This is a genomic window from Halomonas sp. Mc5H-6 (genome assembly GCF_024124705.1).
Lineage (GTDB): Bacteria > Pseudomonadota > Gammaproteobacteria > Pseudomonadales > Halomonadaceae > Vreelandella > Vreelandella subterranea.
The window spans coordinates 128078-152140 of record NZ_JAMXSI010000004.1 but is presented as its reverse complement, the minus strand read 5'-3'; the positions used below and the strand labels follow the sequence as shown (position 1 = coordinate 152140).

The following is a 24063-nucleotide window of genomic DNA, read 5'->3' as shown; positions in this document are numbered from 1 at the left end:
GCTTTATAATGGTCGACCGGTAAAGGGCCTGAACGGCCCCTTCCTTGAATGGAGAAATATCATGGTAAGCAATCTTTTCACGACTTCCAGGCGCTGGATAGGCGGTCTCGCGGTGGCGTTATTAACCGCTGGCAATGCCTACGGGCAGGACGTGCAGGTGACCGATGCGCGGGTAAGCTTGCTGCCCGGCGAGCAGCCGGGGGCCGGGTATTTTCAGCTCTATAACGCGGGTGACGAGGCAGTGATCCTGGTCGGTGCTGAAAGCGATGCCTTTGAAAACGTTGAGCTACATGTCAGCTCTGATCAAGACGGCATGGCGCATATGCACGCGGTTGAGCAGGTCGAGATTGCCCCGGGGGAGCGCTTTGCGTTTGCGCCCAAGGGGCATCACCTGATGCTGATCGGTCGTCAGGCAGCGCTGGAAGCCGGGGACGAAGTAGACGTGCGGCTGGAGTTCAGCGATGAGCAGCGCCTGTCCGTTACCTTTGACGTCGTATCGCCAGCGGCACTTTAAGTGTCTCTCATGCAGGAAACCTTCTATGTATAAAGGCTTGTTGGCGGTACTTGCGTCACTCTGGCTCGTCGGCTGTGTCGATACAAACTGGCGCACGGCAGAGACCCACGAGATCATGCCACCGCTGGATTTCTCGCTGGTCGATGAAAACGGTCAGGCGGTAGAGGCCGAGGATTACGCTGGCAAGGCGACACTTGTCTATTTCGGCTACACCTTCTGCCCCGATGTATGCCCGATTACGCTGGCGAGGCTGGCGGGCACCTTGAACCGGCTCGACGATGACGTGCGCGATGATATCCAGGTGCTGTTCATTACCGTCGACCCTGCGCGCGATACCCCCGAGGTCGTCAAGCGTTATACCGCCGCCTTCGGCGACGAGTTCATCGGCATCACCGGTGAACGGGCGGAGATCGACGCGCTGACCAACCGCATGCGCGTGACCTACGAGTACGAAGCGCCCAACAAGCGCGGTGACTATATCGTTACCCATACCAGCGCGGTGTTCGCGTTTGATCGCGAGGGTGAGGCCCGGTTTCTGATCCGCGACAGCCATCCGATCGCTGACGCCGTTGCGGACATCAACCGGCTGGTGACGGAAGGCTAGTTGTGACCGAAGGCTAGTTTACTGGCAGGCGACGGAGAGACTACAGCGCGACTTATAGCGTTGTGACGCTATATCCAGGATCACTTCGTCGCTTTGCGTATCGTACATGAACGACGCGTAGCCACGGTCAGATGAGGTCGTGCGGTACAGCCCACAAATGGTGTAGCCGTATTGCACTTTCTGCAGCTTGGCAAGCTCGATGTCACCGGGCGCATCGAGGGTTTGCGACAGGGCGCGCTGAATATCATCGTCGACATTGCTGTCGGATAGCGCCTGTCCGCCAAATATGGCACCGCCCAGTAGCAAGGCCAGGAGCAGCGGAAGCGCGACGAGCAATACGAAGGGGCGAGATTTAAGCATGGGCCATACCTGTAACGGCGTTGTCGACACCCGGCCGCGTACCGGCCAGGACGTCTATTTTACCGACGGCGAGCTTGCGGCACACCCACCAGCACCATCAGTGCGGCTATAAACCACACCGGCCAGCTACCCATGCGGGTAAACGGCGTTAGCCCCTGGGTGGCGTAGAACTCGCCGGTGAGCGAGGTGGTCTCGAACTGGGGGGCACGTTCGACGACGCGGCCCTGGGCATCAATGATCGCGGTAATGCCGTTGCTGGTAGCACGTAGCACGTAGCGGCCATTTTCCAGCGCCCTGAGCCGTGCCATCTGCAGGTGCTGGTGCGGGCCGATCGAGGCGCCAAACCAGGTGTCGTTGGACAGCGTCATCAACACATCGCTGTCCCTGGCGCGGCTGGCCACCAACTGCGGGTAAATGATTTCATAGCAGATGGCATTGCCGATGCTGACCCCCGCGGCCTGCATTGGCGCCTGGTCGGGGGCGCCTTTGGTAAAGCTCGACATGGGCAAATTGAAAAAGTCGATGGCGCCGCGCAGCAGGCTTTCCAGCGGCAGATATTCGCCGAAGGGCACCAAATGCTCTTTTTGATAGCTGCCTTCGACATCCCCCACACCGACCACGCTGTTGAAGTAGCGCTCGTCGGTATCGCGCTGGACGATGCCGGTCATCAGCGCCGTGTCGGTGGGCAGATTGCTTTGTACGCGCTCAAGCACCGGGCGTGCCTGGGTTTCCATCATGGGCAGGGCTGTTTCCGGCCACACAATCAGGTCAACGTCATCAGCGACGTCCCGGGTCAAATCGCTGTAGATGTTGGCGGCATTGCGCTGGCCTTCAGGGGTCCATTTTTCCAGCTGGGGAAGGTTGCCCTGCAGCAGTGCGACCCGCGTGGGTGTTTCGGCGGGCGTGGTCCATTGCGCAGGCAACGCCAGTGGTACCAGCCAGATAGCCGCCAGTGGTGCGAGCGTCCACCATTGACGGCGCAGCAGCAGCGCCGCGCCGAGTGCACCACTGAGGGCAACCAGCAACGATAGCAGATAAACACCGCCAATGGGCGCCCAGGCAGCCAGTGGCGAGTCCACATACCCTGACCCCAGCAATAACCAGGGAAACCCGGTGAATAGATAGGTGCGCAGGACTTCTCCCAGCACCCAGGTACCGGCAAAGCTCACGAGCGCCAGCCGGGGGCCGGTAAAGCGGCGGTAGAGCCACAGCGTGCCGGCGAAAAACAGCGCCAGTACGCAGACGAACAGGGCGGTGAGAAACAGCGCAAGCGGTACGCCGGTATAGCCGTAGTCGTGAATCGATACGTAGACCCAGGAAGCACCACTGCCAAACAGCGCCACCCCGTAGAGCCACCCCTTGAGGGCCGCCTGGGCAGCGGTGAGCTGATGCGTGCCTGCGTACATCAGGCCTGCGGCCACCGGCCCTAACCACCATAGCTCAAACGGCGACGCCGTCAGCGTAGTGAAGCCGCCAGCCAGCAGTGCGGCGATTAGCTGTCGATACACAGCTGGGATGCTACCCATAGCGAGATATCCTTATGTCCGGGACGGGGTGAGGCGTGAAAGCTAGGTGTCGCTCTGCTCGTCGTCGCTGCTGACAGGGCGATGTTCCCGGTAGGCCTCAAGCAGGCGGATGCGGCGGTTGTCGGCGTTGAGGACCTCAAAGCGCCAGCCGCCCAGGTGGGTATATTCGCCGCGTTGCGGCAGGTGGCCAAATTGCTGCATTACCAGCCCGCCGATGGTATCGAATTCATCGTCAGAGAACTGGGTATCGAAGTGCTCGTTAAAGTCATCAATGGTGGTCAGCGCGCGGATGGCATAGTGCTTATTTTCCAGCTCGCGAATATCCTCTTCCTCGTCGGCGTCATGCTCATCTTCGATATTACCGACAATCTGCTCAAGAATATCCTCGATGGTAATAATGCCCGCCGTGCCACCGTACTCGTCGACCACAACCGCCATGTGGTTGTGGGTATCGCGGAACTCTTTAAGCAGGCTGTTGAGCCGTTTGGATTCAGGAATGAACATCGCCGAGCGAACGATATCAGCCAATTGAAACGCATCGCGTTCGGCCTGGGTCTGGGAAAGCAGCGGCAACAGATCCTTGACCAGCAAAATGCCTTTTACATCGTCAAGGTTTTCGCCAATCACTGGATAGCGCGAGTGGCCGGTCTCTTGGATGAGCGCCAGGTACTCTTCACTGGTCTGATCAAGGGTGATCGCCGAGATCTGCGAGCGGGGGATGAGGATTTCGCGAACCTGTTGGTCGCTGATTTCCAGTGCGCCTTCAATGATCATGATGGCGTCCTGGTCAAGCTTTAAACGCCCTGCCGCGTGGCGTAGAAATTCCAGTAACTCATCGCGGGAGCTGGGTTCGTCGTTGTCGCCCGAAAGGGCGCTAAAGAGTTTCTCGAGCCAGGATCGTTGATTGGCGTTGCTCGATCGGTCTTCGCTCATGCAGGTAATCTCTTGTTGACGGACTCAGGTAGCGTGATTCGAAAGGACGTTTTATCACTGACCAGGGGCGCGGTGCTAGTTCGACGTATGGGTCTTAAGTCTCATATGTCGCCAATATAGGGGTCGGTGATGCCCAGGGCGGCAAGCAGCTCGCGTTCACATTGCTCCATCACCTCGGCGTCTTCCTCCTCAATGTGATCATAGCCCAACAAATGCAAGGTGCCATGGATCACCATATGGGCATAATGGTGCTCGAGGGCTTTACGCTGCTCTTCAGCCTCTTTGACAACGACGGCATGGCAAATCACCAGGTCGCCGAGTAATGGCAGCGTTATGCCTGGTGGGTTCTCAAACGGAAACGACAGCACGTTGGTGGGTTTGTCCTTGCCCCGATAATCGTGATTGAGTGACCGGCTTTCATCGGGATCGACAAAACGCACGGTCAGTTCCTTGCGTGGGTCATCGGGGTGTCTGGCAAGCACATCGCCCACCCAGCGGGTGAGCTGTGCCTGCGTCGGTAGATGCTGATCGTCGATGGCCGCCTGGCGGTCGATCACGATGCCACTCATCGTGAGTTGCCCCCCTGGCCTTCGCGGCCCTGCAGGCGGGCTTCCCGCTCTTGCTGGCGGGCTTCCCGGCGGGCGCGCTCCTCGGCTTCCTGCTGGGACTCGAAGGCGTCGTAGGCTTCAATAATGCGTTGCACCAGCGGGTGGCGCACCACATCCTTGGCGGCAAAGTGGGTAACGCCAATCCCCGCGGTGTCTTTCAGTACGTCGAGCACCTGGATAAGGCCCGAGCGCTGCCCCTTGGGGAGGTCGACCTGGGTGACGTCACCGGTAATCACCGCGGTGGAGCCAAAGCCGATACGCGTCAGGAACATTTTCATTTGTTCGGGCGTGGTGTTCTGGCTCTCGTCCAGGATGATATAGGCATTGTTGAGCGTCCTGCCGCGCATGTAAGCCAGCGGGGCAATTTCGATCACCTGGCGCTCGATCAGTTTGGCAACCTGCTCGAAGCCGATCATTTCGTAGAGCGCATCGTAGAGCGGGCGCAGGTAAGGATCGATTTTCTGGGCAAGATCGCCAGGCAGAAAGCCGAGCTTCTCACCGGCTTCCACCGCCGGACGGACCAGTAAAATACGCCGCACTGCCTGCTGGTTGAGTGCTTCCACGGCGGCGGCGACGGCCAGGTAGGTTTTACCGGTACCCGCCGGGCCAATGCCGAAGTTGATGTCGTGCTCGCGAATGCTGGTGACATAGCGCTGCTGATTAAGGCCACGGGGCTTGATCATGGTACGTGGTGTACGCATGATCACTTCACCGCTATCGCCTTCCGTATCGTCCTCTTCCTCCTCCAGCGCTTCCAGGCCGGATTCTTGAAGAAACAGGTGGACCGTGTCGGCCGATACTTCTTCCGCCGCCGTTTCACGGTAGAGGTGCTCCAGCACGTTGGCAGCAGCTTTGATGCGATTGGCAGGCCCGGCCAGCTGGAACACATTGCCTCGGTTGCGCAGCGTTACGTCCAGGCGGCTTTCGATCAACTTCAGGTGCTCATCCTGCTGACCGCACAGGCTGGCAAGGCGCTGAGGGTCATTGGGTTCAAGGCTTAACGTGGTAATGCGATTGGCCTGAGGCGATGGCTGGCTCAAGAGTGAAAAACCTGTCGGTTGATGGGTGTCAATGTCAGCTTACTGCCCCAAGCGGTGTTGGGGCAATTACCTGGGATAAGCGATGTTCAATAACGCTCGGGGGAGACGAGTTCACCGCGCAGTGAATTGGGCAGGGCCTCGGTGATTTCCACGTCCACGAAGTAGCCGATCAGCTCGGTGGGGTTGGCGGCGCGGAAGTTGACCACCCGGTTATTTTCCGTGCGTCCGGACAGCTGGCCTGGGTCTTTTGGCGAAAAGCCGGTGACCAGGATGCGCTGGGTGGTGCCCACCATGCGACGGCTGATTTGCCCGGCCTGCTGGAGGATACGTGCCTGCAAGATCGCCAGACGTTCTTTCTTGACGCTTTCCGGTGTTTCATCCTCAAGCGCGGCGGCAGGTGTGCCGGGGCGCGCCGAGTAGACAAAGCTGAACGAGTGATCGAAGCCGATGCGATGGATCAGGTCCATCGTTGCTTCGAAATCCTCTTCGGTTTCGCCGGGGAAGCCGATAATGAAGTCGGAAGAAAAGCTGATGTCCGGGCGGTTGGCACGAATCCGCTCCATCTTTTCGATATAGGCTTCTGCCGTGTGGCCACGCTTCATCGCACTCAAGATGCGGTCAGAGCCCGATTGCACCGGCAGGTGCAGGTGGCTGACTAGCTCGGGGATGTCGGCGTAGGCATCCACCAGGCTGTCAGTGAACTCAACCGGGTGGGAAGTAGTGAAGCGAATGCGGTCGATCCCCTCGACCGCCGCGACACAGGCAATCAGTTCGGCAAGGTCGATCTCATCGCCCAACTGGTTTTCACCCCGGTAGGCGTTGACGTTCTGGCCGAGAAGGTTGACTTCGCGCACGCCCTGGTCGGCGAGGTGAATGACCTCATCCATCACCGCTTCAAACGGTCGCGAGACTTCTTCGCCGCGGGTGTAGGGCACCACGCAGAAGGTGCAGTACTTCGAGCAGCCTTCCATGATGGATACAAAGGCGGTGGCACCGTCCGACGTCGGTTTAGGCAGGTGGTCGAATTTCTCGATTTCCGGGAAGGTCACGTCCACCGCGGCAATTTGATTGTCACGGCGTGCATCCAGCATAGATGGCACCCGGTGCAGTGTCTGCGGGCCAAACACCATGTCCACATGGGGCGCACGCTTGCGCAATGCTTCGCCTTCCTGGCTCGCAACGCAGCCACCGACGCCAATGACCAGATCAGGATTGGCGTCCTTGAGTTTTTTCCAGCGTCCCAGCTGATGGAACACCTTTTCCTGCGCTTTTTCACGAATGGAGCAGGTGTTGAGAAGAATGACATCGGCTTCGCGCTCGTTATCGGTCAGTTCGAGCTGATGAGAAACGCCGAGCATGTCCGCCATACGGGAGGAGTCATACTCGTTCATTTGGCAGCCGTGCGTTTTGATGAAGAGCTTCTTCGCCATCGGTACCTGTCATCTATGGGTCGTCGGAAGGACGAGGGATGAATGAAGTGTCGTTGCGCCTGGGCGCGAGATTGGGTGCATTATACGGACACAACCAACAGGCGGCTAGCGTTGACGCGGAATCGATGCTTGACCGTTAAGTTTCTATCAGTATACTACGCACCGTGTTTGAGCAGTTCCCCGATAGCTCAGTTGGTAGAGCAAATGACTGTTAATCATTGGGTCGCAGGTTCGAGTCCTGCTCGGGGAGCCAATGAACTGATCTCAAATACGGCAATAACAGATTGTTCCTCGATAGCTCAGTTGGTAGAGCAAATGACTGTTAATCATTGGGTCGCAGGTTCGAGTCCTGCTCGAGGAGCCAAATTGCCCCGCAAGGTATTTTCCTACCGTTCACGGTAGTCCTATTGTTCCCCGATAGCTCAGTTGGTAGAGCAAATGACTGTTAATCATTGGGTCGCAGGTTCGAGTCCTGCTCGGGGAGCCATCTAGCGTCTGTTTTCCCTCCTTCTATGACGCCAGCCGTTAATCGATTCCGCCTGTTCTTTCGTTAGTTCCTCTTTCGTTAGCTCTCTTTGACGCTGCTATTTAGGCGCCTGCTGCCTTGTGGTGCATGGGGTGTTTCTGCGTGGCTGCTTAACGCTTGGTGTCGGCGGCTTTGCCGATAATCACGCCGGTGGCGTAAACTATCCGCATTATTGATCTGGTGGGAATAATCGTCTTGGGAAAATCCACTCCGTTGAACGCACTGCAGGTCTTCAAGTGCCTGAGCGATGAAACGCGTCTGATGCTGGTGCTGCTGATTGCCCATGAGCAGTCGCTGTGCGTGTGTGAAATGACCTATGTGCTTGAAGAGTCCCAGCCCAAGGTGTCGCGTCATCTGGCGCAGCTTCGCCAGTGCGGGCTGCTGGTGGACCAGCGGGACGGGCAGTGGGTGTATTACCAACTGGCGCCGCAACTGCCGACATGGGCACGGCATATTATCGAGTCGGCACAGCAGGGGTGTGCCGCCCAATTGGCCCGTTTGACACAGCGCCTGGCTGCCATGGGCGACCGGCCAACACGGCGAGCTGCGCTTTGCTAGTCGGCTAAGAAAAGCGCCGGTGCCACTGGGGCACTGGCGCTTTTGAAGCCTTGACGCTTATTCGCTTACCGATTGACGAACCGCTGGGTGCTTTCCAGATGGGCGTAATCGAGCAGAACTTCGGCGGCTTCCAGCACGTGGGCACGCTCTACTGAGGTGGCGTCCTCCTCGTCGGTATTGCCGTCTTCACTGTCGTTATCGCTCAGCGCGGTGGCGTCGCGGGCATCGGTCCACTCTTCCAGTTCTTCAAGCCCCAGGGCGCGACGCCGCTGGTTTTCCAGCGCCAGCTGCTCGGCTTCCTGAGCCTGGGTTTCACGCTCGCGCTGCTCACGATTCAGACTGACACTGGTATTCTGCTCGCGAAGCTCCCGGGACAACTCGGATTGCCGCTCCATGTAGCGGAAGTTGGGGTTGTCCTCCGCGCGATTCTGGTGCGCCGACTGTAGCGCATCAAGGTAGCGTTCCGGTTCCCCGTACCGCCGGTACTGGACGTCCTGAACCGTGTCCCATTCCAGGGCGTGGTCCAGGCTGCTTTCGCCAATGCGCTCAGGGTCGATCAGGCTAGGGAAGTCGATATCGGGTTCGACTCCGCGGTTCTGGGTGCTCTCGCCGGAAATGCGATAGAACTTGGCACGGGTGAGCTTGATTTCGCCGTGGCTCAAATCGTTCAGCGTCTGCACCGTGCCTTTACCAAAGGTCTGGCTACCCATCACGATACCGCGGCCATAGTCCTGGATGGCGCCAGCGAGAATTTCTGACGCCGAGGCTGACAGCCGGTTTACCAGCACGCCCAGTGGGCCGTCGTAAAGCGTACCTGCTTCACTGTCGCCGTAGAGGTTGATGCGCCCGTCAGCGTCGCGAACCTGAACGGTGGGGCCGCGGTCGATAAACAGGCCGATCAGCGAGTTGGCTTCCTGAAGTGCGCCGCCGCCGTTGTTACGCAGGTCGAGCACAATACCTTCAACATCCTGGCGCTTTAACTGCTCGATTTCCTTGGCGACGTCGCGGGTGGTGCTGCGGTAGTCGTCCTCACCTGCCTGCCAGGCGTCGAAGTCGACATAAAAGGTGGGAATTTCGATCACCCCGAGGCGGTGAGTGGTGCCATCACGTTCGACATCAATCACTTCGCTCTGGGCGGCCTGATCTTCCAGGTCAACCGTATCGCGAGTGATTTCAACGGTTTGTGAGCGGGTCATGTCGACCGCCTGGGCGGGCACGACATCCAGCTTCACCACGGAACCTTTCGGGCCGCGAATCAGGTCGACCACGTTGTCCAGGCGCATGCCAATCACGTTGACCATCTCGCCGTCTTCCTGGCCGACGCCAATAATCCGATCGGCGGGCTCCAGTACGCCGGCACGCTCGGCGGGGCCGCCCGCGACCAGGCTGGAGACTTTGACATATTCGCCGTCGGATTGAAGCAGTGCACCGATGCCTTCAAGCGACAGGCTCATTTGAATGTCGAACGATTCTCCCTGGCGGGGTGAGAGGTAGCTGGTGTGCGGATCAATGGTGCTGGTCACCGCGGCCATGATCAAACCAAAGACGTCTTCCGGTTCGGTCTGCTCCAGGCGGGAAAGCTGCCCTTCGTAGCGCTGGCGGAGATTCTCGACAATCTGTTCGTCGTCTTGGTCGCTCAGGGCAAGCGTCAGGGCATCATTTTTCAGCCGTTTTTGCCACAATGCATCCAGTTCGCGCTGACTCTCGGCCCAGGCGGCGTCCTCGCGGTCAAGCTCGAGGCGCTCGTTGCCGTCGAAGTTGAACGTCGTGTCGTCATCCAGGTGTTCAAGCAGCCATTCAACCCGAGCGGTATGGCGCTCGTTAAGGCGGTTGTAAAGGGCAAACGCCTCATCCAGGTCGCCGTCGAAAAGCGTATCGGCCAGGTCGGTTTCCAGGTGGCGATAGGGCTCAATGTCGCTGCTGAGCAGGTAGGCCCGTTGGCCATCCAGGATGTCCAGATAGCGGCCAAAGGCTTCTTGTGACCAGGCTTCGTCAAAGCTCACATCGGCGTAGTGGCCATAGCGAAGCGAATCGGCAATTTCGACCGCCGCCTGGCGCTGTTCTTCGGTCGGCTCCAGTTGCGCTATTGCCATCGGGCTGGTGACGACCAGCATGATGGTTAGGGCGACTGAGCGCGAAAGCGTTGCAAACAAGCTCATCAGTCAAGCTCTCCCGGATTTGTGTACACTCATGCTTTCCTAGACCCGCATCTGACCAATGAGTTGCGAAGGCCGAGGGAGCATTGTAGCAGGTCACCTGCTTTGCTGAGACTCAAACATGTCGGTAATGAGGATTTCCATGTCCGAAATATTCAACGTTGATCGCGTCACGCGGCTATGCGAGTTCTTGCGCCGGTCTCCCACACCATGGCACGCCACGCATGCCATGGCGGAGCGTCTGGAGCAGGCGGGTTTCGAGCGCCTGGAAGAGACCGCCAATTGGCAGCTGTCGCCCGGTCAGCGCTACTACGTGACACGCAACGATTCATCATTGATCGCCTTTCAATTGCCCAAAGAGGCGCTTCACAGCCTGCGCATGCTGGGCGCTCACACCGATAGCCCCGGGCTGCGTTTAAAGCCCAATGCCACCCAGCATGCCGCCGGCTGGCTTCAGTTGGGGGTGCAGGTTTATGGCGGTGCTCTGCTGGCGCCGTGGTTCGACCGCGACCTGGGAATCGCGGGGCGGGTGCATATCCGCCACGCCGATGGGCAACTGGAAAGTGTGCTGCTTAACGTCGATCGGCCGGTGGCGGTGATTCCGAGTCTTGCGATTCACCTTGATCGGGACGTCAATGCCGGGCGTAGCATCAATCCTCAGACTCAGATGGCGCCTGTATTGATGCAAAGCGATACTGAAAGGCTCGAGGATCTGCTGGCGCGCTGGCTGGAAGCCGAGCACGGCCTGCGGGCGGTCGACGTGGTGGATTTTGAACTGGGTTTTTACGACGTTCAGCCGCCTTCGCTGGTGGGCGTCAACCAGGAGCTGATCGCGAGCGCGCGGCTGGATAACCTGCTGTCGTGTTTTGTCGGCCTGGAAGCGTTGCTCGACTGCGATGGTCAGCAGGGCGCGCTGCTGGTCGCCAATGACCACGAGGAAGTTGGCAGTGCCAGCGCCTGCGGCGCTCAGGGACCGTTTCTGGGCGATGTGCTGAAGCGTATCAATGCCCAAATGGGCAGAGGGAGTGAAAAGGGTAGCGACGAATCACTGATTCAACTGATCCAGTCATCGCTGATGATCTCCTGCGATAACGCCCACGGCCTGCACCCCAACTTTCGCGATAAACACGACGAGCAGCACGGGCCGACACTTAACGGCGGACCGGTCATCAAGATCAACGCCAGCCAGCGCTACGCCACCAACAGCGTGACCGGTGCGCTGTTCCGGGATATTTGTCGCGCGGCGGATGTGCCTGTCCAGTCGTTTGTGACCCGCTCGGACATGGGCTGCGGCAGCACCATCGGCCCGATCACCGCCACCGAAGTTGGCGTACCCACCATTGATGTGGGGCTGCCCCAGTGGGCAATGCACTCGGTACGCGAAACGGCGGGTACCCAAGACGTCGAGCACCTTACCCGGGCGCTGGTCGGCTTTTTAAACCGCAAGGTACTTAATTGAGCGTTCTGTCACCCACAAAAAAGCCCGCTGACAGGATCGGCGGGCTTTTGGGTATTCAGTGGTTGGTGGCTACGCCCTGATTTGAACAGGGGACCCCATCATTATGAGTGATGTGCTCTAACCAGCTGAGCTACGTAGCCATTCAACGGGGGCGAATATTACTCAGCGCCGCCGAATCCGTCAAGTTTTTGTTGCGTAGCGCGCGTGGGTGGCGATTATCTTTCATCGGGGGGCGTCAGGGGTAACCAATCGACCGATGCCCGGATAACATCCTGGTAGTTACGGATACGCTGAACATAATGGACCGGCTCATAGCCCCGTGCGTAGCCGTGTTGCGTCTGCGGGTAGTAGCGCTTGTCGGCCTTGAGGGGCAGAACCTCTTTCATATCCGCCCAGGAGTCAGGGTCTTTGCCCAGCTCCCTGGCCAGCTCGCGCGCATCCAGGACGTGGCCGCGGCCAATGTTGTAGCTTGCCAGGGCCAGGTAGGTGCGATCCGGCTCGGGCAGGGTGTCGGGAAGGCGCTCATGGCGGTCGGCTAGATAGCGGGCGCCACCATTGATGGACGCGGCCGGGTTCAGGCGATTGTCGACGCCAAGGGATTGGGCCGTGTTCTGGGTCAGCATCATGATGCCGCGTACACCGGTGGGGGAGACCGCTTGCGGGTCCCAGTGCGACTCCTGGTAGGCCAGCGCGGCGAGCAGGTCGGCTGGCATGCCAGTCTCATCCTGGGCTTCCAGGAAAAGGTCAAGGAAGTCAGGCAGGCGTTCGTCGATACGCCGGTTGAGCGCACGCAGGTCAACGAAGTCGAACTCGCTGATATAGGCGTAGTAGCGCTGCTGCACCTCGTCGATGCTTTCCTGGCCTTCGGGGCTTGCCATCCATTGGTTGGCCATGTCGGCCAGTGCCTGCTGGTCGGCAGGCAGATACCAGCCCAGACGGTCGCCGCTGGTGAGGTTGATGGCCACTTCCAGGTGCGGAAAGTGGCGGCGCACCAACTGGACGATATTGGAGTCGGCAACGGTGCAGTCAATGCGCTTTTCGGCCACGTCGGTCAGTAATATCTCAGTGGTGCGCGGGTCTTCCTCGAAGTCGATGCCGGTATGCTGGTTGACCAGGCTCTGCAGCTTTTCGGCGTAGCTGGAATCTGCCGTGACACGGATACCGACCCCGGCCATTTCCTCTACCTGTCGCGGCATGGGCCGCATGTCCCGGTGACAGACCAGTTGCTCGACGATATCGGTGTGAGTGGGGCCCCGGCGGAAATGTTCATCCCGGGTGGGCAGGTGCGTCAGCCCGGCGGCGGCGAGCTGCTGGTCATCGCCTTGCAAGGACTGGAGCACCCTTGAGGTGGACCCGGCAAGCGTCCATTCAACCTCCCAATCGTTGGCGTCGGCGAACGCTTCCACAAGGTCGTGCTCGGGGCCCGCGGGATTTCCATGGCGATCAAGGTAATAGGTCGTGGCGCTGTTGCGGGTAACGACGTTAATCGATCCGCCCGGCTCGGGCGGATCGTCGAGCTGTGTGATCGTCGGCTCGCTCTGGCCGCAGCCTGAAAGCATTGCTAGCGGTAGTAGCAAAGTGAGGCTCAGCAGACGTAACCGGGGTACAACATCAATATGCCGGTCATGTGGGGAAAGGGTGGAAGGCATCGTTCAACCCTAGCAGGCTTAAGCGCTGCCAGGAAGGCAGCGCTTAAACGCTGGGTTATCGGTGGTGGAGGGGCACCGCAACCCTTTAGCAGTGGCTGTATCAGCAGTAACTGTGTCGCGGGCTAGACATTGAAACGGAAATGCACCACGTCGCCGTCCTTGACGATGTATTCCTTGCCTTCCAGCCGCCATTTGCCCGCGTCTTTGGCACCTTGCTCGCCGCCCAGTGAGACAAAATCATCAAAGGCGATCACTTCGGCGCGGATAAAGCCTTTCTGGAAGTCGGTATGGATGGCGCCAGCGGCTTCCGGTGCGGTGGCCCCTTGTTTGACGGTCCAGGCGCGCACCTCCTTGACGCCTGCCGTGAAGTAGGTCTGCAAGCCGAGCAGTGCGTACCCAGCGCGAATCACGCGGTCCAGGCCGGGTTCTTCCATCCCCATCTCGCTCAAGAACATCTCGCGTTCTTCGTCATCCAGCTCGGCGATTTCGGCTTCGATCTGGTTGCATACCGGCACTACGACAGCGCCTTCTTCCGCAGCGATTTCGTTGACGATATCGAGGTAGGGGTTGTTGTCGAACCCGTCTTCATTGACGTTGGCAATGTACATGGTGGGCTTGAGCGTCAAAAAGCCAAAGCTTTTCACCTGAAGCTGTTCTTCTTCGCTCAAGCCAAAGCTGCGCAGCGGCATCCCTTCGGCGAGGTGCGGGTGAATTTTATCCAGTAAGGCCTTGGTGGCAATGGCGTCCTTATCGCCGCCTTTGACAACGCGTACCAGGCGCTGGCTGGCTTTTTCGACGGTATCCAGGTCGGCAAGCGCCAGTTCAAGGTTGATGGTTTCGATATCAGCGCGCGGGTCGACCTGATTGGAGACATGAATCACGTTGTCGTTATCGAAACAGCGCACCACGTGGGCGATAGCCTGCGTTTCGCGGATATTGGCCAGAAACTTATTGCCTAGCCCTTCACCTTTTGAGGCACCTGCCACCAGGCCGGCAATATCGACAAACTCCATGGTGGTTGGCAGCACTTTCTGCGGTTTGACGATCTCGGCCAACGCATTGAGGCGCGGGTCGGGCATGGGGACGATCCCGACGTTGGGCTCGATGGTGCAGAAAGGGAAGTTTTCTGCATCAATACCCGATTTGGTGAGCGCATTGAAGAGTGTTGACTTGCCGACGTTGGGCAGGCCGACGATGCCGCAGTTAAAACCCATAAAGTGTTCCTGAAATAAAATGGTAGGCGAGAAATCAAAGGCCATTCTACGAGATCAGCCCGCTGCCAGCTACGGGGGGAGCGCTACAGCTTGAAGCTGTGCAACTGGTTCATGGCTTTGGCCCAGTCACCGGCCAGTGCCATGGGTAATGTCGCCTGGCATTCTTCGATCGCGCGTTCAATTGCCGCTTGTTCATCCTTGCCTGCGCGACCCAGTACATAGTTGGTCACCTGGCGTGCGTCGCCCGGGTGGCCGACGCCAATCCGTACGCGGTGAAACTGCTTCTGGTTGCCGAGTGCGCTGGCGATATCGCGCAGTCCATTATGGCCGCCGTGGCCGCCACCGGTTTTATAACGCGCCTGACCCGCAGGCAGGTCGAGTTCGTCGTGGGCCACCAGCAGATTTTCCGGGGCAAGCTTGAAAAACTGGCTCAATGCCGCGACGGCAGCGCCGCTGCGGTTCATGAAGGTGGCGGGCTTGAGGAGATGCACGTCCTGGTCGCCGATGCGTACCTTGGCATAGTGCCCCAGGAACTTCTTTTCGGGGCGCAATTCGCCATGCACGCTGCTGGCAATGGCATCGACCAGCCAAAAGCCGGCGTTATGGCGCGTTGCCGTATACTCCGGCCCGGGGTTGCCGAGTCCAATGATGGCCGTTACCTGGCTCATTTTCCACCTCCAAAAAAATTTCCGGGAGAAATTTTAGACGCCGCGCCAGCGGCGGCCCGAAGGGCGTCTGCCGCGGGTGGCAGCCGCAAAAAAAATCAAGCGCCGAAGCGCTTGATTTTAACATTACGAAGGCCGTTAAGGTACGGCCAACGCTGACAGCTTACTCGGCGCTGTTGTCTTCTTCGCCTTCACTGCCACTTTCGCTTTCACCACCTTCATCTTCGTCGTCTTCAGTCGCACGAACCTTCATCTTGGTGATGCTAAGGATCGCGTTGTCGTGATCTTCACCGTGAGACAGGTCAACTGAAGTGACGCCCGCCGGCAGGGTCAGGTCTGACAGGTGCAGCGTAGTACCGACCTCTGCATTGCTGATGTCAATTTCCAGGTAGTCAGGAAGATCTTTCGGCAAGCAGCTGATCGCCACTTCGTTGGCGAGAACGTGCAGTTCGCCGTCCTGGTCCTTGATGCCTACACACGCTTCTTCGCCAGTCACGTGCAGCGGCACGTTCATGGTGATTTCGTGGGTAGCGTCAACACGCAGGAAGTCGGCATGGGTCAGCAGCGGCTTGTAGGGGTGACGCTGAAGGTCACGTACCACCACCTGTTCTTCCTTGCCTTCAATCACGAGCGTGATGACCGAGGAGAAGAACGACTCGTCTTCAATCGCCTTGTAAAAAGCGGTTTTTTCGACGGCGATCGACTGTGCATCTTTGTTACCGCCGTAAACAACGGCCGGTACCTGTTCGTTCGCACGACGCAGGCGGCGGCTCGCACCTTTCCCCAGGTCGTTACGAACACTGGCTTTCAAGCTAAAATCAGACATGGAATTGCCTCTTGGTTTTGAGTAAGGAAACGCCGCCGTCCGCGACCAGACGACGACGTTCCCAGGAGCCCGTAAGCGGGCTGTGATGTCAGGCGATTAGTGGAACATCGCGCTGACAGATTCTTCGTTGCTGACGCGGCGGATGGCTTCCGCGATCAGGCCAGCTACGCTCAACTGACGAATTTTACCGCTCCGCCGCGCTGCGTCGGAAAGCGGGATGGTGTCGGTCACCACGACTTCGTCAAGTTCTGAGTTGGTGATATTGTCGACGGCAGGGCCGGATAATATCGGGTGCGTGGCGTAGGCGACGACGCGCTTGGCACCATGATCTTTCAGCGCTTCACCGGCTTTGCACAGCGTACCGGCGGTGTCGATCATGTCGTCGACGACCACGCAGGTACGGCCTTCAATTTCACCGATGATGTGCATCACCTGGGCTTGGTTAGCCTGAGGGCGGCGCTTGTCGATGATGGCCAGGTCGGCATTGAGCTGTTTGGCGATGGCGCGGGCGCGCACAACGCCGCCCACATCGGGGGACACCACTACCAGGTCGCTGTAGTTCTGGCGCTCGATGTCGTCGAGCAGGATCGGCGACCCGTAGACGTTATCCACCGGCACGTCGAAGAAACCCTGGATCTGGTCGGCGTGCAGGTCCATGGTCATGACGCGGTCAACCCCGGCCTTGACCATGATGTCGGCGACCACTTTGGCCGAGATGGGCACCCGTGCCGAACGCACTCGGCGGTCCTGGCGGGCATAGCCAAAGTAGGGCAGCACCGCCGTGATGCGAGTGGCTGAGGCGCGCCGCAGGGCGTCGACCATCAGGATCAGCTCCATCAGGTTGTCGTTAGTCGGCGCACAGGTGGACTGCAGGATGAAGACATCCTTACCGCGCACGTTCTCATTGATCTCGACCGCGATTTCACCGTCGCTGAATTGACCCACCGTGGCGTTACCCATACGGCTGTCCAAGCTCTCGGCAATTTTTTGAGCGAGTTCGGGATTGGCGTTCCCGGCGAAAACCATCAGTTTTGACACGCGCAGCCACCTTTGCAGTGTTGGGATTCAGGGAGGAAAACGCTGGTCAGCGTTAGGCTGGCTGGGGTACCAGGATTCGAACCTGGGAATGCCGATACCAAAAACCGGTGCCTTACCACTTGGCTATACCCCAGTAATGACCTAATGCGATGACCGGGCGATTCAGCAGCCCAAAGCATCATGTAGAGGAGAGGTGTTGAGTCCGCGAGCCACCCAGGCGGATCCATGATGGCCCGCTGCTTCGGCAACTGCGTGTGCCGTCTGCGCATCTTCGAATGCTGCAAACACACAGGCGCCCGTGCCGGTTAACCGGCTTGGTGCATGCTGTGATAGCCAGTCTAGCGCTTGTGCAATGGCTGGATAGTGCCGTTTGGCCACCGCTTCACAGTCATTGCGCCACTCCGACGCTCCCCCCTGCAGTGCGCGCGCCATAGTAATGGGGCGGCTGTCGCGTGTCAATTGCGGGTCCTGGAATACCGCCTGTGTCGAGACGCTGACACCGGGGTGAATGATCACAAACCAGGGGGTGTCGAGAGTCACCGGCGTAAGCTGCTCACCGACGCCCTCGGCCCAGGCGGTGTGGCCATGAACGAAGACAGGGACGTCAGCGCCCAGTCGAAGCCCAAGGGCGGCGAGTTCGTCAAGCGAGAACCCAAGCCGCCAGAGGGCGTTGAGGCCAACCAGCGTCGTGGCCGCATCGGAACTGCCGCCACCCACTCCGCCGCCCATGGGCAGGGTTTTGTCCAGGGTGAGCGTGGCGCCCAGGTGGGTGCCGCTCGCCTGCTGCAGCAGCTTGGCAGCTCTTGCGATCAGGTTGTCGTCGTCGGCAACGCCTGGCACGCGGTTAGCCAGCTGTATCACGCCGTCATCCCGGGAAGTGAGTGTCAACTGGTCGCATAGGTCAATAATCTGAAACAGCGTTTGCAGACGATGGTAGCCGTCTTCACGGCGACCGGTAATATGCAGAAGCCGATTCAGCTTGGCGGGCGCAGGCAGCGTCAGGGTCGTCATCATGCTTGGCTTACCGGCCCTCTTCACCTGTGGCGTGCCATTCATTGACGACCAGGGTGATGCGGATGTCGTCGTAGTTCATCACCAGGCGGCGCGGTAGCCACATGCCTTCGAATTGCTCCCAGTCGCGATAGTCGATTTCCCAGCCATCCTGGGTCAAATGACTGGGGAAGCCGAATTCGTCGCTTTCCATCTGGTAGTTGTCATTGTCGCCGGGCAGGCCGCGCACCCAGTCGGGCATGGCGCTGACGGGCAGCGCCCAGCCGAGCTGTTCTTCCATCAGGGCTTCGGGGGTTTCGGCCTCGAAGCGGCCTTCGCTGTTGGACAATGAAAAGCGTCCCTCGCGGCCTTCCAGCACGTTACGTCCGCCGCCAAAAGGGCCGCTGATCAGCATGCGGAAATAGTGGGGGTGCTGGTTCCAGTCGAGATTGGCGCTGGTGTTGTCGTCAGGGGTGCGTAATCCGGCCTTGCCCACCAGGGTCCAGGTGTCAAAGTCGTTTACCCGGTCTTCTTGGGCATCCCAGTCACCGACTTGACGGCCGCTTTCGTCCTGTGGGGCTTGGGTGGCGCACCCGGCGAGCAATAAGGCCGCTGCGCAGGCCAAAAGCCATGATGCCCGGCGCAGGGGATGGGGCGTTATATAAGTGGAAGCAGAAGCAATAGAGGGCATGTCGGACTCCTTGTCAGTTCATCGGTCAGCGGCTGTCGCGCACGAGTAAGCGCCGGTGACGTCTTAGAGGTGGTTTGCCGGGTCGAGTTCGGGATAGCGCTGTAGTAATCCATCAATCGTCGGGTGGTCCTGGGTGCGCTGCCGCACGTCACGGATGATTTGGCGCGCTTCGTCGCTGCGCCCCAGGGCATGCAGCACCTCGGCAAGGTGGGCGGCAATTTCCTGGTCCGGCATGCGAGCATAGGCTTTTTCGAGCCAGGGGAGGGCTTTCTCGGCATCGCCCAGGCGGTAATATACCCAGCCAAGGCTGTCGAGCACCGCGGGGTTGTCACCGTCGAGCGCATAGGCACGCTCGATCAGTTCGCGGGCTTCTTTCAGACGGCCGGGAAGGTCGAGGTCCGCCAGGGTATACCCCAGCGCATTGAGCGCCACGGCATTGTCGGGTTCGATGCGTAACACATGGCGCAGGTCTTCCTCCATTTGTTCAACATCGCCCATCTCCCAGGCGCGCATCGCGCGGAAATACAGCAGATCAGTATCGTCTGGCGTGCGTGTCAATTCACGAGTAAGAAGGGCATTGGCATCATCGGTGCGGCCCAGCTCGTCGAGTAGCTGTACTTCCAGCTTGACCAGTTCGCTGAAGTAGTCGTCGTGACGCATGCGTTCGACACGCAAAAAGGCGCGCGCGTCGATGAGCCGGTCGTCATCGATGAGCATTTGCGCCGCCGTGGCGCGAGCGGGCAGAAACTCCTCGCCGCTGTCGACCTGCCGGTAGTAAAGCAGGGCGTTGTCGGTGTCGCCTTTCGACTGGGCAATCACACCCAATAGATAGTAGGCCAGGTTGGGCGTATCGTCCCGGCCCATCAGCGGCTGTAGCAGACGCTGTGCGGGGTCGGGATGGCCCTCATCCAGATAGAGCTGGGCAAGGGCGACCCGTAATGCATCGCTGCCTGAGTGTCGATCGAGCAGGGCGTCAGTCTGCTGTTGGGCAGCATCGAGATTATCGAGTCGAATCTCCGCCTGCGCCAGCAGCAATAAAAAGCGCACGTCATCGGGATTATCCTGCAGGCCTTGCTGAGCCGCCTGGCGGGCCTTGCCGGGGTTGCCGGTTTCAAGCGCCAGTTGACCCTCTACCAGCAGCAGGGAGGGGCGTTCGCTCAGGCCTGAGGCCTGGTCGAGGTAGTCACGAGCTTGTTCAGTGCGACCGAGCGCCGCTTCCCAGAGCGCGGCTGCCAGCAGGGCATCGGCTTGTTGTGCCGGGTCGCTGGACGGGGCCTGGTTCAAATGCTCGACAAGGCGGCTTAGCAGTCGGTTGAGTGGGCCCTGTTCGGCGATGGCGGTTTCGGCAAAGCCGGTGAGTTCGCCATCCTGATTCGCCTCACTCAAGGCCAGGCGGCGCTCCAGGCTTTCCATCCAATCGCCCTGCTGCTGCGAAAGCGCGGCGAGAAGCCGATTGGGGGTGTCGGCCTGCGGGTTCAGGTTTTTCCAGCTCTGCGCCGCTTCTTCGATCAGGCTTTCGTCGTTGCTGAAACGGGCCGCAAAAGTGGCGCGCTCGGCCAGCGCTTCGGCCCCGTAGCGTCTGGCGGCTTCTAGGTAGCCTTGGCTGGCCCGCTTGAAGTCGCCGCGTTGCCCGGCAAACTCGGCTTGCAGCAGCGTGCTTAAACCAGCAGCGTCCAGCCCCTGCGTAACCGGCGGGGCGTTATCCATGGGGTCGGCAGTTAATGAAAGCCGCTCGTCGTTGGCATTGGGCGACAGCTGGCAGCCACTCACGGATAGCGTGATGGCGGCCAGGGAAAACAGTAGCAGACGTAGTGGCATGCGGATCTCAATCAGTTGGCCGAGTGCCCAGCATAGCGGCTTGCCTGCCTGCGGCAAAGTGGTGTGCGCCAGATCATTCTGTGCTGTGATAAGATAGTGCCTTTATCGTGCGGCGTTTAGCCCTCATATATCTGCCCAGACTTGCCTGAGCAAGCCCAAATTGACGTGAAGACCGACACACTAGCGAAGACGCCTAACCCATGACGCTCCTTGCCCTGGGAATTAATCATCGCACCGCCAGCATCGCCGTGCGCGAACAGGTTGCCTTTACACCGGCGCAGCTCAATCATGCGCTGATGGAACTGCGTGCGCTACCGCAAATCAGCGAAGCGGCGGTACTGTCCACCTGTAACCGGACAGAACTGTATTGCGTGACTGACGCGGCAGGCGAGAAAGTCGTCCTTGACTGGCTGAGCCGCTTTCATCGGTTACAGGTCGATGAACTGACCCACTGTGCCTACCACTACCTGGATAACGAGGCGGTTCGCCACCTGATGCGCGTTGCCGTGGGGCTCGATTCCATGGTGCTTGGCGAGCCGCAGATTCTTGGTCAGCTCAAGGAAGCCTATCAGCAGGCCCGTGAAGCCGAAGGCTTGGGCAGCGAGCTGGAACGATTATTCCAGCATACGTTTGCCGTGGCCAAACAGGTGCGTACGGAAACCGGTATTGGCAAGAATCCGGTGTCAATCGCTTACGCCGCTGTCAGCATGGCCAGCCGGATTTTTGACGATTTTGGCCGCTCAAAAGCGCTGTTGATCGGGGCAGGTGAGACCATCGAGCTGGTCGCCCGGCACCTCCATGAAGCCGGGGTGCGAAAGCTGACGGTGGCCAACCGGACCCGTGAGCGCGCCGAGAAGGTATCAGCGCCCCTCGGCGGCACGGCGATCACCCTGCCGGAGATCCCGGCCGCGCTGGAGGAAGCGGATATCGTTATTTCCTCAACGGCGGCGCCGCTACCGATTCTCGGCAAGGGCATGGTCGAGCGTGCCCTTAAAAAACGTCGTCATCGCCCGGTGTTCATGGTCGATATTGCCGTCCCTCGGGATATCGAGCCCGAAGTGGGGGATCTCGCCGATGTCTTCCTGTATACCGTCGATGACCTTGAAGAAGTCATTCAGGAAAACCGTCGGCATCGTCAGGTGGCCGCTGATCAGGCGGAATCACTGATTGAGCATGGCGTTAGTGGCTGGCAGCATGAGCGTCGCATTCGCCACGGTGGCGAGCTTATTCGCGGTTATCGCCGCCACGGGGAGTCGCTGAGGGATGCCGCCCGAGATCAGGCCCTGGAGCGTCTGGCGCGTGGCGAGGACCCGACAAAGGTTGTCGAGCGTCTGGCTCACCAGTTGGCCAACCGGCTGATGCACCAGCCGACACAGACGCTGCGCGATGCGGCGTCTCAGGAAGATCACGCGCTATTGGAAGCGGCGCCGCGTCTGTTAATGCCGCCCAAGCCTGCCTTTGAGAAACCCTCGACATCGACGGCCAATCGCCAGAAGGATGATACGCCCGCATGAAAGAAACACTGCGCCAACGTTTAGATAGCTTTGCCGACCGATTCGAAGAGCTGTCGATGCTGTTGTCTGACCCCGAGGTGATCCAGGATCAGCAGCGTTTTCGCGATTACTCCCGCGAATATGCCGAACTTGACGAACTGGTTGGGGCTTGGCAGCGCTATCGCCGTATCGAAAACGATATTGACGCAGCGCAGCAGCTCAGCCAGGACAGCGACCCCGAGATACGCGAACTCGCTGAGATGGAGATCGACGACGGGCGTGAGCAGCTGGACGCGTTAGATGCTGAGCTCAAGCGACTGCTGGTGCCCAAGGACCCTGATGATGGCCGTGGCGTCTACCTGGAAGTCCGCGCGGGGACGGGCGGCGATGAAGCCTCATTGTTTGCCGGCGACCTGTTTCGCATGTATTCCCGGTATGCCGAAAAACGCGGTTGGCGGGTGGAAGTGGTGAGCGCCAGTCACGGCGAACAGGGCGGGTATAAAGAGATTATTTCCCGGGTCAAGGGCGATGGCGTCTACGCCCGGCTGAAGTTTGAGTCGGGGGCCCACCGCGTCCAGCGCGTCCCCGCCACCGAATCTCAGGGGCGCATTCACACCTCGGCGTGCACCGTGGCGGTGATGCCCGAAGTCGACGATGTCGGCGATATCGATATCAACGCCGGTGACTTGCGTGTCGATACCTTCCGCTCCAGCGGCGCGGGCGGCCAGCACGTCAATACCACCGACTCGGCGATTCGCATTACCCACTTGCCCACAGGGGTGGTCGTTGAGTGCCAGGAAGAGCGCAGCCAGCATAAAAACCGGGCCAAGGCGATGTCGCTGCTGGCGGCTAAGTTGAAGCAAAGCGCCCAGGATGCTCAGCGCCAGGACCAGGCCGATACCCGTCGCTCGCTGGTGGGCTCGGGCGATCGCAGTGAGCGCATCCGCACCTATAACTTTCCCCAGGGGCGGATTACCGATCATCGCATCAACCTGACACTGTACAAGTTGACCGAAGTGGTGAGCGGTGAACAGCTCGACGATGTGATCGACCCGCTGGTGCAAGAGTATCAGGCGGAGCAGTTATCTGCCTTGCAGGGTGCCTGATGACCCTGGATGCGTTGCTACGCAAGGCAACGGAGCGGCTGGCGAAGGCAGGTTCGCCCAGTGCGCGGCTGGATGCCGAGGTATTGCTTGGGCATGCCATCGAGCGTGACCGCACCTGGCTGTATACCTGGGGCGATAAAGGCTGTTCAAAATGGCAACAGGCGCGGTTCGATGCGCTTGTAGCTGCCCGCGCCCAGGGCTACCCCGTGGCCTATCTGACCGGTGAGCGTGAATTCTGGGGGCTGCGCCTCATGACGTCGCCGGATACGCTGATTCCCAGGCCCGATACCGAAACGCTGGTGGCGTTGGCGTTACGCCGCGCGGCGCAACCTCAGGGCCGCTTGCTGGATATCGGCACAGGAACCGGGGCGATTGCTCTGGCGTTTGCCAGCGAACGCCCCGGTTGGCAGGTGACCGGCGTGGACCTGCTCCCCGCCGCCGTCGCGCTGGCGCAAACAAATGCCGCACAGTTGGGCCTTGGCAATGCCCGTTTCCAGCAAAGCGACTGGTTCAGTGCCTTAGCTGCCCCGCCTGAGGGGGCGGCTTTTGACGTGATTGTCGCCAACCCGCCGTATATAGCGGCGGATGATCCGCATTTAAAACGGGGAGACGTGCGTTTTGAGCCAGCGTCTGCCCTGGTGGCCGACGCCGATGGCTTGGCAGATCTGCTGCATCTTATCGTCACGGCGAAGGCTTACCTGGCCGATTCGGGGTGGCTGATGCTTGAACATGGCTATGGTCAAGCCGCCGAACTTCGCGAGGCCATGCGGGTAGCGGGCTATCAAAACGTTGAAACGGTTCGCGACCTGGGAGGCCATGAACGCGTTACGCTAGGTTTTTTTAACGACTGACTGATTCT

The 24063-nt window shown here is 59.6% G+C and carries 22 protein-coding genes and 5 tRNA genes; 10 read left to right on the top strand and 17 right to left on the bottom strand.

Going from position 1 to position 24063, the window contains the following annotated elements; translation table 11 throughout:
* The first annotated feature begins 61 nt into the window (after window positions 1-61).
* Window positions 62-514, top strand: a complete 453-nt coding sequence (locus NH395_RS08160; RefSeq protein WP_253023884.1) for a copper chaperone PCu(A)C — start codon at window positions 62-64, stop codon at window positions 512-514.
* A 25-nt stretch (window positions 515-539) separates the two neighbouring features.
* Entirely contained in the window at window positions 540-1118 is a 579-nt protein-coding gene (locus tag NH395_RS08155) for an SCO family protein (protein WP_253023882.1), read from the top strand.
* A gap of 18 nt (window positions 1119-1136) precedes the next feature.
* Here NH395_RS08155 and NH395_RS08150 read toward each other — a convergent pair whose 3' ends face one another.
* The 6 genes from NH395_RS08150 to miaB form a co-directional block, all read right to left on the bottom strand.
* Window positions 1137-1478, bottom strand: coding sequence for a hypothetical protein (locus NH395_RS08150; RefSeq protein ID WP_253023880.1), 342 nt, complete (start codon window positions 1476-1478; stop codon window positions 1137-1139).
* Window positions 1479-1537: 59 nt separating this feature from the next.
* Window positions 1538-3004: an apolipoprotein N-acyltransferase gene (gene lnt / locus NH395_RS08145; protein WP_253023878.1), complete on the bottom strand. Its 1467-nt coding sequence runs from the start codon at window positions 3002-3004 to the stop codon at window positions 1538-1540.
* A 42-nt stretch (window positions 3005-3046) separates the two neighbouring features.
* Window positions 3047-3937 carry a transporter associated domain-containing protein gene (locus tag NH395_RS08140; protein ID WP_253023876.1) on the bottom strand — a complete coding sequence of 297 codons (891 nt, stop codon included), beginning with the start codon at window positions 3935-3937 and terminating at the stop codon, window positions 3047-3049.
* Window positions 3938-4038: 101 nt separating this feature from the next.
* Window positions 4039-4506: an rRNA maturation RNase YbeY gene (gene ybeY / locus NH395_RS08135; RefSeq protein WP_253023874.1), complete on the bottom strand. Its 468-nt coding sequence runs from the start codon at window positions 4504-4506 to the stop codon at window positions 4039-4041.
* Window positions 4503-5585 carry a PhoH family protein gene (locus NH395_RS08130; RefSeq protein WP_253023872.1) on the bottom strand — a complete coding sequence of 361 codons (1083 nt, stop codon included), beginning with the start codon at window positions 5583-5585 and terminating at the stop codon, window positions 4503-4505. The genes ybeY and NH395_RS08130 overlap by 4 nt, the downstream gene beginning before the upstream one ends.
* Before the next feature lie 86 nt (window positions 5586-5671).
* Complete coding sequence (miaB, locus tag NH395_RS08125; RefSeq protein WP_253023870.1) at window positions 5672-7015, bottom strand: tRNA (N6-isopentenyl adenosine(37)-C2)-methylthiotransferase MiaB; 1344 nt, start codon at window positions 7013-7015, stop codon at window positions 5672-5674.
* 177 nt (window positions 7016-7192) lie between these two features.
* Between miaB and NH395_RS08120 the strand changes: the two genes are divergently transcribed.
* From NH395_RS08120 to NH395_RS08105, 4 genes are all read left to right on the top strand, one after another.
* A tRNA-Asn gene (locus NH395_RS08120) sits at window positions 7193-7268 on the top strand.
* A 35-nt stretch (window positions 7269-7303) separates the two neighbouring features.
* Window positions 7304-7379: transfer RNA gene (locus NH395_RS08115), tRNA-Asn, on the top strand.
* Window positions 7380-7426: 47 nt separating this feature from the next.
* A tRNA-Asn gene (locus NH395_RS08110) sits at window positions 7427-7502 on the top strand.
* A gap of 234 nt (window positions 7503-7736) precedes the next feature.
* A complete protein-coding gene (locus NH395_RS08105; protein ID WP_092827976.1) occupies window positions 7737-8099 on the top strand; it encodes a metalloregulator ArsR/SmtB family transcription factor in 363 nt (120 codons plus the stop codon).
* Window positions 8100-8164: 65 nt separating this feature from the next.
* On the opposite strand, the gene NH395_RS08100 is transcribed toward NH395_RS08105, so the two are convergent.
* Window positions 8165-10258, bottom strand: a complete 2094-nt coding sequence (locus NH395_RS08100; RefSeq protein ID WP_253023868.1) for a carboxy terminal-processing peptidase — start codon at window positions 10256-10258, stop codon at window positions 8165-8167.
* 139 nt (window positions 10259-10397) lie between these two features.
* On the opposite strand from NH395_RS08100, the gene NH395_RS08095 reads away from it, so the two are divergent.
* Window positions 10398-11714: a M18 family aminopeptidase gene (locus tag NH395_RS08095; RefSeq protein WP_253023867.1), complete on the top strand. Its 1317-nt coding sequence runs from the start codon at window positions 10398-10400 to the stop codon at window positions 11712-11714.
* A gap of 63 nt (window positions 11715-11777) precedes the next feature.
* Here NH395_RS08095 and NH395_RS08090 read toward each other — a convergent pair.
* The 10 genes from NH395_RS08090 to NH395_RS08045 form a co-directional block, all read right to left on the bottom strand.
* Window positions 11778-11854, bottom strand: a tRNA-Met gene (locus NH395_RS08090).
* 75 nt (window positions 11855-11929) lie between these two features.
* Window positions 11930-13291 carry a membrane-bound lytic murein transglycosylase MltF gene (mltF, locus tag NH395_RS08085; protein ID WP_253023865.1) on the bottom strand — a complete coding sequence of 454 codons (1362 nt, stop codon included), beginning with the start codon at window positions 13289-13291 and terminating at the stop codon, window positions 11930-11932.
* A gap of 194 nt (window positions 13292-13485) precedes the next feature.
* The gene (gene ychF, locus NH395_RS08080) at window positions 13486-14577 is read right to left on the bottom strand and encodes a redox-regulated ATPase YchF (RefSeq protein WP_253023863.1); all 1092 of its coding nucleotides are present in this window, start codon (window positions 14575-14577) and stop codon (window positions 13486-13488) included.
* 83 nt (window positions 14578-14660) lie between these two features.
* Window positions 14661-15245 carry an aminoacyl-tRNA hydrolase gene (gene pth / locus NH395_RS08075; RefSeq protein WP_253023861.1) on the bottom strand — a complete coding sequence of 195 codons (585 nt, stop codon included), beginning with the start codon at window positions 15243-15245 and terminating at the stop codon, window positions 14661-14663.
* Window positions 15246-15405: 160 nt separating this feature from the next.
* On the bottom strand, window positions 15406-16068 hold the full coding sequence (locus tag NH395_RS08070; RefSeq protein WP_092827986.1) for a 50S ribosomal protein L25/general stress protein Ctc: 663 nt from the start codon (window positions 16066-16068) through the stop codon (window positions 15406-15408).
* Between the two features lie 96 nt (window positions 16069-16164).
* Window positions 16165-17106, bottom strand: coding sequence for a ribose-phosphate pyrophosphokinase (locus NH395_RS08065; RefSeq protein ID WP_175474729.1), 942 nt, complete (start codon window positions 17104-17106; stop codon window positions 16165-16167).
* Between the two features lie 58 nt (window positions 17107-17164).
* Window positions 17165-17239, bottom strand: a tRNA-Gln gene (locus tag NH395_RS08060).
* A 29-nt stretch (window positions 17240-17268) separates the two neighbouring features.
* Window positions 17269-18120, bottom strand: a complete 852-nt coding sequence (ispE, locus tag NH395_RS08055) for a 4-(cytidine 5'-diphospho)-2-C-methyl-D-erythritol kinase (RefSeq protein WP_253023859.1) — start codon at window positions 18118-18120, stop codon at window positions 17269-17271.
* Between the two features lie 7 nt (window positions 18121-18127).
* Window positions 18128-18787, bottom strand: a complete 660-nt coding sequence (lolB, locus tag NH395_RS08050; protein ID WP_253023857.1) for a lipoprotein insertase outer membrane protein LolB — start codon at window positions 18785-18787, stop codon at window positions 18128-18130.
* A 63-nt stretch (window positions 18788-18850) separates the two neighbouring features.
* On the bottom strand, window positions 18851-20605 hold the full coding sequence (locus NH395_RS08045; RefSeq protein ID WP_253023855.1) for a tetratricopeptide repeat protein: 1755 nt from the start codon (window positions 20603-20605) through the stop codon (window positions 18851-18853).
* A gap of 200 nt (window positions 20606-20805) precedes the next feature.
* Between NH395_RS08045 and hemA the strand changes: the two genes are divergently transcribed.
* From hemA to prmC, 3 genes are read left to right on the top strand one after another with little or no spacing between them, the layout of a single operon-like run.
* Complete coding sequence (gene hemA / locus NH395_RS08040) at window positions 20806-22119, top strand: glutamyl-tRNA reductase (RefSeq protein WP_253023853.1); 1314 nt, start codon at window positions 20806-20808, stop codon at window positions 22117-22119.
* A complete protein-coding gene (prfA, locus tag NH395_RS08035; protein WP_092827995.1) occupies window positions 22116-23204 on the top strand; it encodes a peptide chain release factor 1 in 1089 nt (362 codons plus the stop codon). The genes hemA and prfA overlap by 4 nt, the downstream gene beginning before the upstream one ends.
* The gene (gene prmC / locus NH395_RS08030) at window positions 23204-24055 is read left to right on the top strand and encodes a peptide chain release factor N(5)-glutamine methyltransferase (RefSeq protein WP_253023851.1); all 852 of its coding nucleotides are present in this window, start codon (window positions 23204-23206) and stop codon (window positions 24053-24055) included. The genes prfA and prmC overlap by 1 nt, the downstream gene beginning before the upstream one ends.
* The last annotated feature ends 8 nt before the right edge of the window (window positions 24056-24063 follow it).